At 40.7% G+C, this 17,502-nt stretch carries 16 protein-coding genes and 1 pseudogene; 9 read left to right on the plus strand and 8 right to left on the minus strand.

What is annotated here, in order from left to right; all coding sequences use genetic code 11:
* Nucleotides 1-500 precede the first annotated feature (500 nt).
* The gene (locus DMB88_RS24830) at nucleotides 501-911 is read right to left on the minus strand and encodes a hypothetical protein (protein ID WP_128103486.1); all 411 of its coding nucleotides are present in this window, start codon (nucleotides 909-911) and stop codon (nucleotides 501-503) included.
* A gap of 725 nt (nucleotides 912-1,636) precedes the next feature.
* Here DMB88_RS24830 and DMB88_RS24835 point away from each other — a divergent pair.
* A pseudogene (locus DMB88_RS24835) lies at nucleotides 1,637-2,176 on the plus strand (ATP-binding cassette domain-containing protein); the annotation flags it as partial.
* Nucleotides 2,177-2,599: 423 nt separating this feature from the next.
* On the opposite strand, the gene DMB88_RS24845 reads toward DMB88_RS24835, so the two are convergent.
* Entirely contained in the window at nucleotides 2,600-3,379 is a 780-nt protein-coding gene (locus DMB88_RS24845) for a hypothetical protein (RefSeq protein ID WP_128103487.1), read from the minus strand.
* A gap of 240 nt (nucleotides 3,380-3,619) precedes the next feature.
* Between DMB88_RS24845 and mprF the strand changes: the two genes are divergently transcribed.
* The 8 genes from mprF (at nucleotide 3,620) to DMB88_RS24885 (ending at nucleotide 11,816) form a co-directional block, all read left to right on the plus strand.
* Nucleotides 3,620-6,250 (plus strand): bifunctional lysylphosphatidylglycerol flippase/synthetase MprF, encoded by a 2,631-nt coding sequence (gene mprF, locus DMB88_RS24850; RefSeq protein ID WP_128103488.1) that lies wholly within the window; start codon nucleotides 3,620-3,622, stop codon nucleotides 6,248-6,250.
* A gap of 50 nt (nucleotides 6,251-6,300) precedes the next feature.
* Nucleotides 6,301-6,948, plus strand: a complete 648-nt coding sequence (locus tag DMB88_RS24855; RefSeq protein WP_128103489.1) for a phosphatase PAP2 family protein — start codon at nucleotides 6,301-6,303, stop codon at nucleotides 6,946-6,948.
* Between the two features lie 8 nt (nucleotides 6,949-6,956).
* Nucleotides 6,957-8,042: a sensor histidine kinase gene (locus DMB88_RS24860; protein WP_128103490.1), complete on the plus strand. Its 1,086-nt coding sequence runs from the start codon at nucleotides 6,957-6,959 to the stop codon at nucleotides 8,040-8,042.
* 163 nt (nucleotides 8,043-8,205) lie between these two features.
* Nucleotides 8,206-8,709, plus strand: a complete 504-nt coding sequence (locus DMB88_RS24865; RefSeq protein WP_128103491.1) for a DedA family protein — start codon at nucleotides 8,206-8,208, stop codon at nucleotides 8,707-8,709.
* Nucleotides 8,710-8,737: 28 nt separating this feature from the next.
* Nucleotides 8,738-9,319 carry a class I SAM-dependent methyltransferase gene (locus tag DMB88_RS24870; RefSeq protein ID WP_128104598.1) on the plus strand — a complete coding sequence of 194 codons (582 nt, stop codon included), beginning with the start codon at nucleotides 8,738-8,740 and terminating at the stop codon, nucleotides 9,317-9,319.
* A gap of 90 nt (nucleotides 9,320-9,409) precedes the next feature.
* Nucleotides 9,410-10,090 (plus strand): response regulator transcription factor, encoded by a 681-nt coding sequence (locus tag DMB88_RS24875; protein ID WP_056702257.1) that lies wholly within the window; start codon nucleotides 9,410-9,412, stop codon nucleotides 10,088-10,090.
* A 49-nt stretch (nucleotides 10,091-10,139) separates the two neighbouring features.
* Nucleotides 10,140-11,183 carry a sensor histidine kinase gene (locus tag DMB88_RS24880; protein ID WP_128104599.1) on the plus strand — a complete coding sequence of 348 codons (1,044 nt, stop codon included), beginning with the start codon at nucleotides 10,140-10,142 and terminating at the stop codon, nucleotides 11,181-11,183.
* A 33-nt stretch (nucleotides 11,184-11,216) separates the two neighbouring features.
* A complete protein-coding gene (locus DMB88_RS24885) occupies nucleotides 11,217-11,816 on the plus strand; it encodes a class I SAM-dependent methyltransferase (RefSeq protein WP_128103492.1) in 600 nt (199 codons plus the stop codon).
* 55 nt (nucleotides 11,817-11,871) lie between these two features.
* On the opposite strand, the gene DMB88_RS24890 is transcribed toward DMB88_RS24885, so the two are convergent.
* The 6 genes from DMB88_RS24890 to DMB88_RS24915 all read right to left on the minus strand — a co-directional run bounded on the left by DMB88_RS24890 (nucleotide 11,872) and on the right by DMB88_RS24915 (nucleotide 16,772).
* Nucleotides 11,872-12,264, minus strand: coding sequence for a hypothetical protein (locus DMB88_RS24890; RefSeq protein ID WP_128103493.1), 393 nt, complete (start codon nucleotides 12,262-12,264; stop codon nucleotides 11,872-11,874).
* 25 nt (nucleotides 12,265-12,289) lie between these two features.
* Nucleotides 12,290-13,072 (minus strand): SDR family NAD(P)-dependent oxidoreductase, encoded by a 783-nt coding sequence (locus DMB88_RS24895; protein WP_128103494.1) that lies wholly within the window; start codon nucleotides 13,070-13,072, stop codon nucleotides 12,290-12,292.
* Nucleotides 13,073-13,160: 88 nt separating this feature from the next.
* Nucleotides 13,161-13,739: a TetR/AcrR family transcriptional regulator gene (locus DMB88_RS24900; RefSeq protein WP_128103495.1), complete on the minus strand. Its 579-nt coding sequence runs from the start codon at nucleotides 13,737-13,739 to the stop codon at nucleotides 13,161-13,163.
* 55 nt (nucleotides 13,740-13,794) lie between these two features.
* Entirely contained in the window at nucleotides 13,795-14,793 is a 999-nt protein-coding gene (locus DMB88_RS24905; protein ID WP_128103496.1) for an NADP-dependent oxidoreductase, read from the minus strand.
* A gap of 84 nt (nucleotides 14,794-14,877) precedes the next feature.
* The gene (locus tag DMB88_RS24910) at nucleotides 14,878-15,963 is read right to left on the minus strand and encodes an alkene reductase (RefSeq protein ID WP_128103497.1); all 1,086 of its coding nucleotides are present in this window, start codon (nucleotides 15,961-15,963) and stop codon (nucleotides 14,878-14,880) included.
* 50 nt (nucleotides 15,964-16,013) lie between these two features.
* Nucleotides 16,014-16,772 carry an SDR family NAD(P)-dependent oxidoreductase gene (locus DMB88_RS24915; protein ID WP_128103498.1) on the minus strand — a complete coding sequence of 253 codons (759 nt, stop codon included), beginning with the start codon at nucleotides 16,770-16,772 and terminating at the stop codon, nucleotides 16,014-16,016.
* Nucleotides 16,773-17,502: the final 730 nt, after the last annotated feature.

Raw genomic sequence — 17,502 nt, forward strand, 5'->3', positions numbered from 1 at the left:
GCCAGCCCCTCTCCTCTATTCACTATATATTGGCATAACGAGCCTTTATCGTTCGATTTATTTTAATTACAGGTGCCTCTACACGGTTAGGAAAAGCAACGACTAAGCAATTCACTGAACAGGGATGGAATGTCATAGACTGGTTGAGTTCACCTGCTGTCTTCGAGATACTGGCAATGATCATTGATGAGAGGAAAACCTGTGCACAACTAACCTCCACGGTAAGGAAGTGTTCACTTTTGAAAGAAAAGATAATAAACCTGACTGGACTGAGACTGTGCTCATGTCCGGGTCAGGTTTTTGATTAGCCTTAATTTTCAGTTCTACACCAAACTCATTAGTTGAATTTTAAAAGAAAGACATTTAATAACTTATAGTGATATTCTTAAATTTTTTAATCTGTCGATCGTAATTTTTATTATTTACATTTATCTCATATGTATGTGGTTTATAATACTTATATTGTTTGCTCTCTTCATCATAAGAAGCTTCTCTGTCAATTATTTCAACCTCTTCTGCCCCAATAAAACATAAAAGAACATCGCGAAATAAAGATAGCAGCTCGACATGTGAAAGACTCCGCAAATCCCCTCATATACCACATTTCCAAAAGTATCACTTGTCGTATACATACCTTTTTTATTTTCATCAATGAACATAATCTCTTCATCGTGAACAAAAATTGATGTTTGATCTCCATTAAAACTAATAAACAAATCCTGTTTCTCTCCATCAAAACATATAAATTGAATTGGTGTACTTGATGTTATTTCAATCTCTCTATCGTCTTGAGACAATGTTCTTATAGCTATAGATGAGTTATTCTCGAATTTAGTTATAAAATACTTATAAAGTTCTTCATTAGAAAATTGCATACATACACTGGAACCATAATTCACTTTTTCTGGCATTGATTAAACACCGTCCTTGGTACAAGCGTAAAAGTCATGATAATATTTACATCAATTAAGCGTGTTGTTGACATAAAAGTGCCGATATTTCTAATCATTAAATATTCTACATTAATTCCCACGATTTTCTCAAGGTAAGCTAAAGCTTCATCTAGGGATAAAAACTGAAACTTAAAACAATGCAGCCACACATAAATGGAAAACAATATCGCTCCCTATATACAATATCACTTGCCAGTGTTGATGTTTGTTGACAGGTTCACATAAACATCTACGATTTCTAATTCAGTCATCACCAGTCCCCCTTTAAAAGCTCAATAATTTAATACAGAAAACGTAACATGGAATATAACTAGGGTCAAGGTATGGGTGTCCTTCAAGGATATGTACGTGGGCATGGTTCACAACATAACTAATCAGAATCCGGCACTTTATCCTCCTACTATATAGAGTCACTTGGCACTATATCCTAGTCGCTAGGTTTCTTCACCGTATAATTAGGTTGATGTAACGCAAAAAGGCACCGGAGAATGGAACTTTTTTGTGTTTTTCATCTAAGGAAATCCGGAAATTTTGACTAACCTAAAAAGTCTTAGATAAAGTCATTCATTTCAGAGACAATCTGAAATTCTGATTATGTTCAAATGTAAAAGTGAAGCAATCCATGTCATGGTAGCTACTCTGCCGGACTAACTTTTATATTTCACATAAAAAGGATGATCTTTATGTCGTTAATTAACGTTACTAACCTTACCTTCGCCTATGATGGCAGTTACGATAATATATTTGAACATGTAAGCTTTCAGCTAGACACCGATTGGAAATTGGGTTTTACCGGCAGAAACGGGAGAGGCAAAACAACCTTCCTGCAATTGCTGCTTGGTAAATACGAGTACAGTGGGCAGATCTCGGCTAAGGTTGATTTTGAATACTTCCCTTTCAAAGTAAAGGATAAGAGCATGATGACCCTAGACGTCGTCGAGGACATTTATCCTGAATACCTGCATTGGCAGCTCGCGCGTGAACTTAACCTGTTGAAAGTATCTGAAGATGTTCTGTATCGGCCTTTCGATTCCTTGTCTCAGGGGGAACAAACCAAAGTCATGCTTGCAGCCTTGTTCCTGAAGGATAATCAGTTCGAACTCGCCAGCAATGACAAACTAATGAAGGATATCAAGCGTTTATCCGACTCAGCCAAACGGACGGGTGGATGGTCGCATGAAGTGGAGAAGAGTAAAAATGGCACCAGATCTTCCGTATCCGAGACATGATTAATCAGAAAGCGGACAGTCCGATACACATCCGTTACTGTTCTCTCATACAGCTCTCCATAGGCTTTATCATTACCAGCTCGTGTTAACGCTACAAGTTCTATGTATTCGTGTTCCTCGCTCATCTGCCAGCCCCTCTCCTCTATTCACTATATATTGGCATACCGAGCACATATCGTTCGATTTATTTTATAATTAAAATTTCTTGCTGCTTCGCAAGCCAATGAGATCATGCAAAAAAAAGCCTACCCCATAACAACAAGATGGATTCACCCATCATTAACGTTGGATAAGCTTGCATTTTGTCTTGGATAAGTTCTTTTTCAGTTATAAATAGCCACAATAGCAACTAGAAGTATAATGAGTACGAGTCCACGCGCGGTCTCTGTTTAATAAATAATTTAATGCTTCAAACTATTAATCAAGAATTCGTTCGCTTAACGCTTTTTCAAGCAATACAAATATTGTTTTCTCCTTATAGTGCAACGAATAATTGGGATGATAGGTACGGTATGTATGGTACGGCAATGTCGAATGCACTACACGTGACAACACATTGGCTCCAATATCCTCAATGGATTCGAACCTCAAAGACTCATCGATGTTCCCCACACGACTAAATGTCTCTATCAGCCTATTATCGTAATACGGCCCCGTCAAAAATATGACAACGTCAGGTGCAAGCGCTGAAATTTCCATGGGCAAGACATTGTACTCCTGTTGAAGCAAACTTTCAATTGCATGTGGTGGTCTTGTATTGGCGTAATCAAACCGAACTAATTCAGTATGCAAAAATCCATCATCCCCCACCCCTGGCGAGATCACCCGGTAGAGCCTTCTCATTCCTTTCCAGAATGGCGTATGGTCATACTTACGGTGATATCGCAAATCCTCATACATCCATTGCAGAAACTTTACTATTTTCTCTCGTTGTATCTCTTTGTCATCATTAGCAAAAGTCTGTAAAGTCGTTTGGAACGGATCCCAACCATTCGTTTCTTGTCCTACAAAAAGAACCTTTCTCTTAGCCTTCCTGTAGGCCGGCAATACTTTAACTAAGAACGGGTTAGATAACTTTGCTAAGTCATCCGAATCTAATTGCTCCATCAGCTCCATTAACCTATACCAGCGCTCATCATAGGCCGCCTTCAACTGATTCTCCATATCCATCTCACGCGTGAATGCTTCTATGCTCATCTCAAAGTCTCCTTAATATACAACTAATTTCCCATTCGGATATTCGACTTTCCATCCAGATAACTTACGGTTTCAATCTACTCCTCCAATTCTTCAGATTTTCTTTAGAAATATACCCATGAAATCCTTAGTTTTTTTCAATATGATTCCTGTACGGCAGGAAGCTCGCAAAATATCCGTGACTCGTGCCCTATAAACGTTAAAATTCTATTTTTTCATAAAGGTGGAGTCCAAGACACAATGAAAGATTTGCTTCAAAACCTTAAATTATTTCAGTTTCTAAAAGCTTGTTATCAATCCAAAATAATCAGAGTGCTCATTCCTGTAACGATTCTGGTCATCATCTATGTATACGGTAGACATGAGATTCAGCGTATTAACATAGCTAGCATTATTCATGAAGTACATATGAAGCCAGTTCATGTCATCATTCAACTGATCATTGCTTCGTTTATAGCCGTATCTGTCATGAGCACGTATGATTTTCTAATTCGAAAACAATTTAAGCTCGATATTCATTGGATAACCACTTATCGCTATGCCTGGATCGCTAATACATTTAATAATATGGTTGGGTTCGCAGGTCTTACCGGTGTAGGATTACGTGCATTTCTTTATAAGAAAAGCGGTATTCCGATGAAAACAATGGGGGCTGCTGTCCTTTTTTTATCACCTATCTTATTAGTAGGTCTGTCCTTGCTGGGTGGTCTTGCACTAATCGGTATTTTTCCTGTAGAACCACTACTTGAACAACATCCCTGGCTTCGGCTCGGCGTATGGGGAGTTGCATTATACTTGCCATTTTTCTTACTCATGCAACGATCCTCCCTATTCGCAAAATGGTTTAATAAAGGCAATGGAAAGCTACCTTGGAACATGGTTATTGCTTCACTCGGTTGCTCTGTTCTGGAATGGGCATGTGCTGGAACATTATTTTGGTTGTTTGCTTTTTCTGATATGCATCCCTTACCGTTCGCTCCAGTATTCGGGGTATACGTTGTAGCCGCCATTGCGGGAATCATTAGTATGGCTCCAGGCGGCATTGGTGCCTTTGATCTGATCGCGCTGCTTGGGCTGCAAACATTAGGTGTTGAGCCTTCACGAGCACTAATGATTTTGTTGTTGTTCCGCATGTTTTACTTTGTCATTCCTTGGCTCATCGGTCTGTTGTTGGCTGGGCTTGAGATGAGCCCAAACCGTGAGCAATGGCTTGAAATGATGAAGACTTGTTTCAATGCTATACGTAACATTTGGGACAGATTCTGGAATTGGCCGTCCCGTTTCAATTTGCTTAGTGATCTGGGTGCATGGGTGCTTGGCAAGCTCGTATTTGCTAGCGGTGTCCTTCTACTATTCTCTGCGGTTACACCAGGCCTTATGAATCGCTTGCGCTTCATGGAACATCTGTTACCTTTATCGCTGATGCGCTTATCTGAACAATTGTCCGTAACCATCGGTATCATGCTTATCGTCATCTCACGAGGGATATCCATGCGTATTCGCCGAGCTTACTTATGGACTGGAGCTTTGTTATCAGCAGGAGCTATTTTCACATTTGCCAAAGGCTTTGATTACGAAGAAGCTCTTATTTTACTGACCGTGGCTTTCATTCTGTGGATATCCCCTACTCAGTTTAATCGAGAAAGTGTCCGTATATCTGCACGCAGCTTCTGGATCTGGACGATTCTTGCTCTAGTCTCATCGTTGTCGTATTACATTATAGGTTCACATCTACATCCAGCTATTCTGCAACATTTGCCTCTGCCGGCTCAAGAATGGGTGCTGCACCCTCATGATTATGTATTAACAGCGCTTGGTGGGTTAATGGGGGCTTTAATTGTGCTGGCTTTTGTCTTCACATTGCGTCCGTCTGTCTATACAGAAATGCGCCCTGCTGAAGAAGATATCGAGAAATTCACTCAGTTTATCGCCACAGAAGAGGGTAATCTGTTAACGCATCTCCTCTATCTGGGTGACAAAAATTTTTACTGGGCTCAAAATGATCAGGTTCTGATTCCCTACGCTCAAGTACGTCAGAAACTCATTGTACTTGGTGATCCAATCGGCAATAAAAACCTTGTTGGTGCTGCGATTCAAGAATTTCAGAACTATGCGCATCACTATGCATTGACCATTGTTTTTTATCAGGCCACACCTGAATATCTATCCATCTATCATGAGAATGGCTATAAATTTTTTAAATTAGGCGAAGAAGCTTTAGTACCTCTAGATATCTTTACATTAAGTGGGAAAAGCAAACAAAACTTACGCACAGCTATAAATAAATCAGATCGCGAAGGACAGATCTTTGAAGTATTATCCCCGCCATATACATCAGAGTTACTATCTGAATTGCGTCAGATTTCGGACGAGTGGCTTGGCGATCGTAAAGAAAAAACGTACTCATTAGGGTGGTTCAACGAAGCCTATATCCAGCGATCACCCTTAACACTACTTCGTAATGCACAAGGCCGTATTCTGGCCTTTGCAACACTCGCTCCATCCTATAGTCGTAATCAGGTCATCTCTATTGACTTGATGCGCCATCTGAATGATACACCAAACGGCACGATGGATGTGCTATTTGTACGATTGATCGAATGGGCCAAAGAACAAGGTTATTCTTACTTTAATCTCGGAATGTCCCCTCTCTCCAGCGTCGGTGAGAATCAGAACTCACATCGTGAAGAAAAATTAGCTCGTCTGGTCTTCCAATATGGTGGGTACTGGTATGGATTTGAAGGATTGCGTCGGTACAAAGAAAAATTCTCTCCGGAATGGCACTCACGATATTTAGCTTATCCTTCAGGGATGGCACTTCCCATGCTTACACTTGATCTTGTCCGCTTGGTATCCCGTTGTCCAGAATGATATTTCTCTTGAACCCGATACATTGATAAATCTGTATAGGAGTTGAGCACTTGAACCGTTTCAGTCAGTCCTCCACTAAATCAACCTGGCTTTCCCTGCTTTGGCTAGCAGCAGTTCCACTATTAAATATTTTCTACGGTATACTAAATCGACCGGGGGATCATGTCTATAGTCTTGCAACAACACTCGATCCCATGATCCCCTTTGTCCCATCTTTTATCATTCCTTATGTATTATGGTACCCGTTCATTACAGGTGCATTAATAGCACTTGCATTCAAGGACAAGCGAACCTATTTTCAAACGCTAATTGCACTTTGCAGCGGTCTGGTGATCTCATACGTCTTCTTCGCTCTGTTCCAGACAGCGATTGAGCGCCCAAACATCCAGGGTGAAGAAGGCTTTCTTTACATGATGGTTAATTACATCTACCTTAACGATCAACCCTACAACTGTTTTCCGAGTATTCATGTGCTCACCAGTTATCTGATCCTTAGAGGAACCCAAGTATTTGGACGAGTGATATGGACGATGACTTCCACCCTCTCCATTCTTATTATGATGTCTACCGTACTGGTGAAACAACATGTCGTCGTAGATATTGCAGGTGGAATCCTGGTTGGAGAGCTTTGTTTCCGATTGGCTGGAATAACCCTCTATTCACTCTCAACCCGTGTTAAATCGATTCGATTGGAGTGAGATGAACGGTGACAGAATTTCCATGGATTTATCGCAAGCATAGTATTCGATTCCATATCCTTATCCGTTCTGGTTTCAGTTTTCTGATAGCCTTTCTCATGACCTTCATATCCCTGCTGCCACTTACCGCATTTCATCATCTAGCCAAGCTGTATCTGTTCCAATTTCATCTGACATACCTTGTTCCTATCCTATTTACTACTTTTTTTGTCATATCCTTTTTTATTCTGACCCATCGTATTGTTAAAGAAATTGCCACTTTGGACAACGCGATACACATCATCTCGGGAGGGGACTTGAGCTACCGGGTGCCTCCATTTCAGCTTGTTGAATTAAGAAAAATTTCGTCTCAACTTCATTCCATAGTGGAGCAATTACAGGAACAAATGATCGGGGAACGTGAGCGCGAGACCGCCAAAAGGGAATGGATTGAAGGCATATCCAATGAGCTTTACGCACCTCTAAAAGGAATAATTCAAAACATGGAGTTATTAAAATCTAAATCAGTTCCGAACCAAGAAGATTATATGCGAATTGTACACGAAACACATACAGCAGCCTTTCAATTTCGAAATCTAATGAATGATTTAATCCAACATGCCCGACTATCCTCTCATGATCACCAGTTGAATTTAAAAGAAACCGAAGTAGTTCATCTTATGAAGCGAATCACTGCTGACTTCATATCGATAGCGCGTGAGGATGACTTTATGGTGGAAAAAGAATTTCCGCCTTCTCCTGTTATGGCCTGTATCGACCATGAAAAAATAGAAATGGCACTCCATAATCTGCTGTATCATGTGCTCAAACACTCTGCTCATCCAGGCATCATTCGCCTAATCTTCAAAATAGATCACAGGCAGCTCATCATTGGAATTGAAGGCAATCTCTACTCCCATTCTAATGAAAACAGTGAGCATATAGATCATACGCAGCAGCATAGATCATCTAGCAATGCATCAGATATATATACCAGAACTGCAATGGGTCTTCATATCGCCAGAACGATGATCAAATTGCAAGGTGGCACGTTAACATTAAATGACGAGAACAACATTATGATTGTGACTTTGCCACTTCATCAATGCTCCTGACTATCCACACTATCAAGTCTTGCCAGTACTTGGCAGGGCTTTTTTTCTGTGTAGTTGTTTGGTTTTACTTATGTATTCTTTAGATTTTCTTCAGAAATATACTCATTAATTCCTTAGTTTTTTTCACTATGATTGCTATATCGACAAGAGAGGAGGCAAAACAATGATCAGTAATACGATCTTAGAGTTACTTCAGCAGCATGGATATCTGATTTTTTATTTTGCCTTCTCGTTAGGGCCTTTCGGCATTCCAATCCCGAATGAGATCACAATTATCAGCGGTGCCATTTTGAGCCACACGGGTGTTATCAATTCATGGATCACATACTTCTGTATTTTATCAGGACTATTAACGGCCATTACCTTCGCTTATTTTGCAGGAAAGTTATTTGGATCCAAGATAAAACACAGATTTCAACATAACAAGCACTTCGTCAAGGCAGAACTGATTCTGAATAATCGCGGCAATTGGGCGATGTGTATTGGTTTGTTCATCCCAATCGTACGGTATGTTCTCCCTTTGGTCATTGGACTGAGCGGCGTACAGTATAGAAAATTTGCTCTCATCTCATATTCCAGTGCTTTACTTTGGAGCATAACCTATTTTACGGCTGGAACCTACTTTGGCGCTCCCATCTTATCTACGCTTCAATTATTTCATTTTTGACCGGATTGAATCACATATCATGACTTGCATGGAGGAACCCAAATTGAATTCTAATAACCCTGTTTTATTTCTGAAGAGCTTTCTTCAAAGTCCTAAACATGTTGGCAGCATCATACCCAGCTCCCGGTTTCTCGCCAACAAAATGGTGAATCAAGCTTCTTGGCTAGAGGCAAAAGCAGTCGCCGAACTCGGATCAGGTACAGGTGCCATCACACGTTATATTCATCAACAGGCGCAGGATCGTACCAAAGTATTATTGTTTGAGATGAACGAAACGATGAGGAATAATCTGCACATCACATACCCGCAATTCTCCTGTTATCCAGATGCAGCTCGATTAGTAGAGTCCATGAATCAAGAAGGCGTTCAGCAACTGGATTATATTTTTAGTGGGTTGCCTTTCTTCAACTTTGAGCCTGAATTAAGAAATACGTTGGTAGAACAGATCCATAAGGCACTCAAACCTGGAGGGTTATTTATCGCCTTTCAATATTCACTTCAAATGAGAAAAACATTATCTGAACACTTTATCATCGAAAAAATAGAATTAGTGCCTATGAATATCCCTCCTGCGTTCGTTTATGTCTGTCGCAAAAAGGAAACAATTTAAACATCCTGGGCTATCGCTTACACTGGTGTTATCCTCTCTATAAGGAATATTGATTTTATTTATAACAGGTCATAAAAGGAGTGTTGAAGTATGAGTACCGTTCTCGTTGTTGATGATGAACCCGATATCCGAGATGTCATTCATGTCTATTTACGTAACGAAGGATATCACGTCATTGAAGCAGCCAATGGTGAAGAAGCTCTAAATATTATCAAAACAACATCAGTACAGCTCGTTATACTGGATGTTATGATGCCCGTTATGGACGGAATTAAAGCCTGCTTCAAAATAAGAGAAGTATCCACCACTCCCATTATTATGTTATCCGCCAAGGAAGAAGACATTGATAAAATAACGGGGCTGACTACCGGGGCTGACGATTACATGGTCAAACCGTTTAATCCATTAGAATTACTGGCTCGTGTTAAGGCTCAGCTTCGGCGTCAAACACTGATTGGCAAAGCAGAATTCAATTCTCTTATCCTAATTAAGGATCTTGTTATTGATACAAGTAAACATTCTGTGAAGCTCAAAGAGAATGACATTTCACTAACTCCACTGGAGTTTTCCATTCTAGTGTTGCTTGCCAGCCATCCTGGACAAGTATTTAGCTCCGAGAAGATTTACGAAACCGTGTGGAAAGAACCTTACGGATATTCGGATAATACGGTGATGGTTCATATTCGTAATCTAAGAGAAAAGCTGGAAATGAACCCGAGAGAACCTCAGTATATTAAAACAGTATGGGGAGTGGGCTATAAAATTGATTAAACGATTACCACAGTTTAGAAAAAAGATACAGATTAACATCCTATATCGAATGTTGATCAGTTTATTGATTTCGTTTGTTGGCTCTGTCGGTGTAAATAATATGTTGATCATAGGTGCCGCAAAAATTAGTGAAAGATTTAATTGGCCATCGCTTCTCTACATCTTTCCTTACGTTCTAACACCAATCTTCATCGTAATTTTCACGTTAATTTTTTTGTTTTCCACACGCAAAATTGTGAAAGATCTCATTACATTAGAGCAAGGGCTTCAATTCATATCTGAGGGTAATCTGGACTACCGGGTACCCGTTAATCGACAAGATGAGCTGGGTCGAGTCGCTTCCAACATTAATCACATGACTGAACAGTTGCAGCTACAAATGATCAAAGAACGTGAGTTGGAGAAATCCAAGATGGACATGATTACGGGTATCTCTCATGACCTACGCACACCGCTTACCAGCATAATCGGATATATTGAGCTTCTTAGAACAGAATCCTTTCAAGACAAAGCAGAGTATGACCGCTTCATTCAGAACACCTATAACAAAGCAACGCATTTAAAGAAGCTACTTGATGATTTATTCGAATACACACGTCTGACCTCAGTAGATACCCAATTGGATCTGAAAAAGGTTGACCTATATCAGCTCTTAGACCAGTTGTTGTTTGAATTCGAACCTTTAGCTCAGGAGAATGGTATTCATATCGAGAAAGAGATCGGTAATACCCCAATTATGGCCTACGTGGATAGTGATAAGATTGCGCGCGCTATCGATAATCTTCTCATTAACGCCCTGAAGTACTCCTTTAAACCCGGTGTGATTCATATTCGAATGAGTGTGCATCATGAGCAGATTACCATCCAAGTCGAGAATAAAGGTGCACCGCTCACAACGGAGCAAAAAGATAAATTGTTTGATCGCTTTTATAAGGTTGATTACTCTCGAAGCAGCGAAGGCATTCAAACAGGGTCTGGTCTGGGTCTTTCGATTGCAAGAAATATTGCGGAGTTACATCAGGGCACCTTGACACTTCAACATACCCACAACTTATTTACGTTCCAATTAAGCTTGCCTTCTAACATCAAGTGATACATCATGAATTCAACAATGGAGGATACCGCGATGAAAACACCCGAACCCCTTCTTTTCCTACAAGGATTCTTAAAGAACCCCAAACGAGTGGGAAGTGTCCTACCCACTTCCAAATTTCTAGCCCACAAAATCGTCCAGTCTGTAAGGTGGGATGAGATTAGAACCATTGCTGAGCTGGGGCCAGGAACAGGAGCTATCACACGTCTCATGAGAGAGCAATTGCCGCAATCTGCAACCGTGTTTTTATTTGAGAGAGACCCCAAAATGAGAAGTAATCTGAAGAAAACATATCCTGAATTCATGTTCCATTCGAATGCATCCTATCTATTAAAAAGGATCCAGCAAGAAAATGTGCACCAGTTGGATTGTATCATTTGCGGACTGCCCTTTTTTAATTTTTCCAGAGAAATGAGACAAAACATCCTGTCACAAATCCATACAGCGCTCCGACCTGGAGGTATGTTCGTGTTATACCAGTACTCACTTCATATGAAAAAACGATTAGCTGAACTATTCGAGATTGAAAAAATCCAATTTGAGCCCTTCAGCTTCCCTCCTGTTTTTGTGTATATTTGTCGTAAGAAGGAAGATGAAGGACAGAGTGAAACGAGAGAAATGAGGGAAACCTGATTGCATTATGACTACAGCACACCATTGACTTATGCATATGTGTTTTGTTACCTTCTCATTTTACGGATGCCAGCCAAGAAAAAGCCTCGTCTATGTCATTGAATTCTTCAGATGGATTGGATATATCCATTCCAGAGAGCATTCGGTTTGCACTTGATTTAGCTATCGCCTTATGAGGTACAAGCAATGCTGAATACTTAATTCCTGCTTCCTTTGATCTCGGATACCAATCTTTTGCAACCCACTCTTGGTCATCTGGCGAAATAACGGCCAAGTGACGGCTATCGTACAACGCCTTATTCGTGCGTTTTTGCACCGCTAACTCCAACACTTTATTTAGTGGTGTACGATATGGTTCACCTTTCGCAAAGCTCTTCCATTGCAAAACAACGACCTTCTTTTCTTCATTCCATGTAACGGTTGCTTGAGGGGAATCATAAAAAATCATCTCAACCAGCTCCTTTTTTTAAAGTTTAATGTCCTGTCTTGTCTTGTGAGGATCTAATCACGCGAGTCATCATCTTACGCGGTAACAAGCGTGGCATAAAGGCAATGAATCGGTTCCGAGCACCAGGCATAATTAACGTCTTGCCACGCAAAAATCCTTGATATCCTTCTTCCGCCACCTGTCCCGCTTCCATGATCGGACCCTGCAGCATCTTCGAAACCCCCATACCCGAACGATCAACAAATCCGGTGGATGTCAGGCCTGGACATAGTGCGGTCACCGTAACACCAGTTCCGCTTACTTCATTTTCCAAAGCTTCGGTGAATGATAACACGTATGCCTTTGTTGCATAATATACCGACATCATCGGTCCAGGGAAAAACCCTACCAACGAAGCCACATTCATCACGCCACCGTATCCACGTTGGATCATACCTGGCAAAAACAACTTCGTCATGACGGTTAATGCCTTGATATTGACATCAATCATATTGACTTCTTGTTCCATATCCGTCTCCATAAATGTCCCGAATAGACCGAAACCTGCATTGTTGACAAGATAGTCAACAACAATTTCCTTTTCCTTTAGTTCATTGAAGATCTCCTGAGGTACCCTAGGTGCCGCTATATCTTTAGCAATAACCTTCGCCTGAATGCCGTATTTTTTCCGATACTCCTGTGCAAGATCCAAGATTTTATCCTCGCTGCGAGCGACCAATACAATGTGATGTCCACCTTTGGCAAACCGATCTGCTAACTCTTTACCGATCCCACCCGATACCCCTGTAATTAGAACTGTCTTTCTCATGTTGCTGCCTGCCTCTCTTTCTATCAAATGTGTTTAAATGAAATGCTGATATTAGAATAATCATTCTAATATAGAGATAAAATATAGACTACTTCAGTATGTGATCCATGGATAGAATAGCAATACGAAGCAGTTTCTCCTTGGTCATCGAAGTCTTGACCATCACCCTTAGCCCAACGCCTACATTATGCAGATATTCCGCCAATTCCTCGGCGTTGTACTCCGCTGTGAATTCACCTTCTTGTTGTCCCCACAAAATAATGTCCTGGATTAGATTCTCTGTATTTGCAAACATCTCAATCGATCGGTTGTTCATATCGTCATCCCTTGCGGCTAATTCTACCGTCGAATTAACGAGCAAGCAGCCTGATGCTGCATGCTCTTCTCCATAAATTAAAGAAGAAAATATAAACTGAAGTGCTTCCGTTGCGGTCTGAGAATACTTTACGCCTGTTGCAAGGGCGAAGCTCATTTTCTGATCATACAGATCTACTGACTTTAGAAACAAGGTATGTTTGTCGCCAAATGTGTCATACAAGCTTCTACGATGAATTCCCATATGATTGACCAGATCCGTCATAGACGTATTCTCATAGCCTTGTTCCCAAAAAAGTCTCATCGCTTTATCTAGTACAACAGACTCTTCAAACTCTTTGCTTCTCGCCATTAGCTTCCCTCCTGTTCAGAAAACAAACCTGGAATAATATGTTCTCGTTGGGTATTTAAAAGGTCAGAATTACTTTACCCTGGGAGTGACCCGTGGATACTTTAATTAATGCCTTTTCAATGTCATCAAACGTATACGTTGAATCAATGGAGGGCTTGATACCTTCTTTTTCTATAAGGGTTGTGATTCCTTGTAACTGACTGCCACTGGAATGCACGAACATAAAGCGATATTCATTTTGATTCTTACGCGCTAGAGAATCCAGACGTGCACCTACAAGACCAAACAATGCTTTTTTCCACATCGGAAAATGACTGTCCACTGCAAAACGATAATTAGGTCCCGCTTTCAACGAAACTAATTTGCCCTGTGGCTTCAAAATGCTCAGTTCGGCTTTGATTTCATTCGCACCCAAGGTATCAATTACATAATCGATATCCGACAGAATATCAGCATAATGCTCCGTCTTATAATTAATGAATTGATCTGCTCCAATTGATAGTGTACGTGCTCTGCCTCTCTCGCTGCCACTTGTAATAACCGTTAAACCCATGGACTTGGCAATCGGTATGGCCATCGCTCCGAATCCCCCGGTTCCTCCAGGAATAAACAGTTTTTTGTTCGGTTCAGCCCGGAGTACATCATGCAATGCTTGATACGCGGTCAAGGCCGTAAGGGGCACGGCAGCAGCTTCGATAAAAGATAGATTTTCTGGCATTAAGGATAATGCATCCTCATGCACAGCCGCATATTCTGCAAAAGCACCAATTTTATTCAAAGGCAACCGGGTATACACCGAATCACCCACTTTAAAATTCAACACATCATCACCAACGGCTTCAATGACACCTGATAGTTCATTCCCTAAAGTTAAAGGTAACGTATAGTCGGCAATCATCCGAACACTGCCATTCATATTTAAAATATCCAGCGGATTTACACCCGCAGCTTTTACTTTGATAAGAACCTCATGGCCGTGGATCTGTGGTACGTCAATATCATTGATTCTCACTTGGATTTTTTTGGAGTATTTCTGTATTTGGGCTGCTCTCATCCTTCATCTTCTTCCTTTGTTTATAGACTAGGAACATGGCGCACAATGTTCAGTTGTACGCCACATCACGTTACATGCTTTGTGCTAGTGTAGCCCCTCTTGCGACTTTAATTCTTCCAACGTAGGATAATCTGTGTAGCCCTTACTTCCCGAACCAAAGAATGTTGTTGAATCTGCTTCATTTAGTTGCGCAACTTGTTGAAGTCGTGCCACTAAATCTGGATTAGCCAAAGACCATACACCCACTGGAACCAGATCAGCCAGACCGCGATCTAAATCTACACTGAGATCCTCCAACGTTCTTCCAGCCCGATTGACCAATAATGGATTTTGCCAGATCGAACGAATGTCATGCAGAAGATTCTCATTTCCAAGATGCATGATATGAAGGTACGCTAGATCCAATTGAGCTAATTCCTTCACAAGGTAGCGATACAGATCAGGACCCTGTTCACCATCCTGAATTCCACCCAGCGGTGTCCCTGGCGAAATACGGAATCCTGTTCGTGCTGCGCCTATTTCCTCCACGATGGCCTTCGTTACTTCAATCGCGAAGCGAGCACGATTTTCGATAGATCCACCATACTCATCTGTGCGTGTGTTCGAATTCTCTCCTAAAAATTGATTGATCAAATATCCATTAGCTCCATGAATTTCAACACCGTCCGCCCCTGCTTTGATCGCCGCAGCTGCAGCTTTTCGGAAATCTTCGATGGTGGTTTGAATATCCTCTTGACTCAATTTCCGGGGAACAGGGATATCCTGCATGCCTGTGGCCGTAAACATTTCTACACCCGGTGCGATTGCAGATGGAGCGACCGGTTGACGATGATGCGGGGTATTGTCCGGATGTGACATTCGGCCGGCATGCATTAATTGGATGTATACATATCCGCCAGCTTCATGCACAGCGTCCGTTACTTTTTTCCATCCTTCAATATGCTTATCCGTATAGATACCAGGTGACCACAAATAACCTTGTCCGTCATCAGAAGGCTGTGCACCTTCCGTTATCAAGAGTCCCATAGTTGCACGCTGAGCATAATAAAGTGCCGCCAATTCTCCAGGTGTACCATCTTCTTGTGCTCGACTGCGTGTCATGGGTGCCATCGCTAGTCGATGAGGCAGTTCCATATTGCCAATTTTCGTTTTACTCCAGATCTTTTCCAATTAAAACACTCCTCTTTATTACTAATTTATTGAATTTACATTTATGATAATTAACTTAATTCTGAAATAACTGGATATATTGCGCCTCTCAAGTGGAAATCATAGTTCTGATCTACAATTCCTACGACTACGTCATCATGTTCATAGAGATCCATCATGAATCCAGCCATTTCTTTGGCTGTGTGATACTTAGGCATATTTGCTTTGTAATCAAAAGCTTCAGCATCTATTGATTTTTGCACGAACTCTGTTTCCGTGATCGCTGGTGCCAAAATCTTCGCTTTTAGCTTTGCACCTTTCAGCTCCAGTTCTTTGGCAAGACCTTCTGTAAAGGCACTAACGTAGTATTTTGATGCAGAATACGCAACACTGCCCACTGCAATTGCATATCCGAGTGCGGAAGAGACGTTAATCAATTGAGTACCTTCGACATCCGCATAATCTCGTACATACAATGTAGAGAGAATGGTCAAAGATTCGATATTAACACGCAGCATGGTCTCCACTTTATCCAAATTCTGTTCAGCAATGACTGATCCTTCTCCAAGCCCTGCATTGTTGATCCACGTTTCAATTTCATATTGCTTCAAATTGTTATAAAGTGCGTACGCCTCTGTGGTTACAGACAGGTCACTTTGTTGAACGATAACATTTACTTTAGGATCAATACCTTGAATGGTTGATTGAAGCTCTTCCAGCTTATCTAATCTTCTGGCTACCAAAATCAGGTTTTTACCACGTGCTGCAAATGCCAACGCCGTTTCATATCCAATGCCTGAACTTGCTCCTGTAATTACAGTGTATTTCATGATATTCTCTCCCTCTTATTCTTTGGATTAGTGTAATTTAGTTTTTAGAACGATCGTTCTTTAATGTGCAAAAAAAACAGTTAGATCTAACTTGCTGTTAGCATATCATTTCTAGAACGAACAGTAAAGAATTATTTCAGCCTTTTATATTTCATTTGTTGCTTTTAAACAGCCGTAAATTAAATAATTTGACGTTGATAAGTTCCTGTACTGCTGACGAACTACTACAGATTGAAATTTTATAACCATTACAATCTGTAGTAGTTCGGAGGATCAAGTGATAGAATTTTCGTCCTCCCTTACGGTAGCAGGACACTCATACCTTGACCCTAGTTATAATCCATGTTACGTTCTCTGTATTAAATTGTTAAGCTTTTAAAGGGGATCGTGTGATGACTGAATTAGAAATCGTAGATGTTTATGTGAACCTGTCAGCAAACATCAACATTGGCATGGTTCACAACATAACTAATCAGAATCCGGCACTTTATCCTCCTATATATAGAGAACACCTGGCGCTAAACTTTAGTCGTCATGTATCTTCAACGTATATTTAGGCTGATGTTACGCAAAAAAGGCACCGGAGAATGGGCCTTTTTTGTGTTTTTCATCTAAGGATATTCGGAAAATTTTGACTAACCTAAAAATTTCTCAAACATTAGATAAAGTCATTCATTTCAGAGACAATCTGAAATTCTGATTATGTTCAAATGTAAAAGTGAAGCAATCC

This window comes from Paenibacillus sp. DCT19 (genome assembly GCF_003268635.1).
Taxonomy (GTDB): Bacteria; Bacillota; Bacilli; order Paenibacillales; family Paenibacillaceae; genus Paenibacillus.

Bases quoted from the DNA above. Each gene is read 5' to 3' on its own strand.
- DMB88_RS24830 (WP_128103486.1), bottom strand. From the start codon at position 911: ATGCCAGAAAAAGTGAATTATGGTTCCAGTGTATGTATGCAATTTTCT.
- DMB88_RS24905 (WP_128103496.1), bottom strand. From the start codon at position 14,793: ATGAGAGCAGCCCAAATACAGAAATACTCCAAAAAAATCCAAGTGAGA.
- DMB88_RS24870 (WP_128104598.1), top strand. From the start codon at position 8,738: ATGGAGGAACCCAAATTGAATTCTAATAACCCTGTTTTATTTCTGAAG.
- DMB88_RS24875 (WP_056702257.1), top strand. From the start codon at position 9,410: ATGAGTACCGTTCTCGTTGTTGATGATGAACCCGATATCCGAGATGTC.
- DMB88_RS24885 (WP_128103492.1), top strand. From the start codon at position 11,217: ATGAAAACACCCGAACCCCTTCTTTTCCTACAAGGATTCTTAAAGAAC.
- DMB88_RS24900 (WP_128103495.1), bottom strand. From the start codon at position 13,739: ATGGCGAGAAGCAAAGAGTTTGAAGAGTCTGTTGTACTAGATAAAGCG.
- mprF (WP_128103488.1), top strand. From the start codon at position 3,620: ATGAAAGATTTGCTTCAAAACCTTAAATTATTTCAGTTTCTAAAAGCT.
- DMB88_RS24890 (WP_128103493.1), bottom strand. From the start codon at position 12,264: ATGATTTTTTATGATTCCCCTCAAGCAACCGTTACATGGAATGAAGAA.
- DMB88_RS24865 (WP_128103491.1), top strand. From the start codon at position 8,206: ATGATCAGTAATACGATCTTAGAGTTACTTCAGCAGCATGGATATCTG.
- DMB88_RS24895 (WP_128103494.1), bottom strand. From the start codon at position 13,072: ATGAGAAAGACAGTTCTAATTACAGGGGTATCGGGTGGGATCGGTAAA.
- DMB88_RS24845 (WP_128103487.1), bottom strand. From the start codon at position 3,379: ATGAGCATAGAAGCATTCACGCGTGAGATGGATATGGAGAATCAGTTG.
- DMB88_RS24880 (WP_128104599.1), top strand. From the start codon at position 10,140: ATGTTGATCAGTTTATTGATTTCGTTTGTTGGCTCTGTCGGTGTAAAT.
- DMB88_RS24915 (WP_128103498.1), bottom strand. From the start codon at position 16,772: ATGAAATACACTGTAATTACAGGAGCAAGTTCAGGCATTGGATATGAA.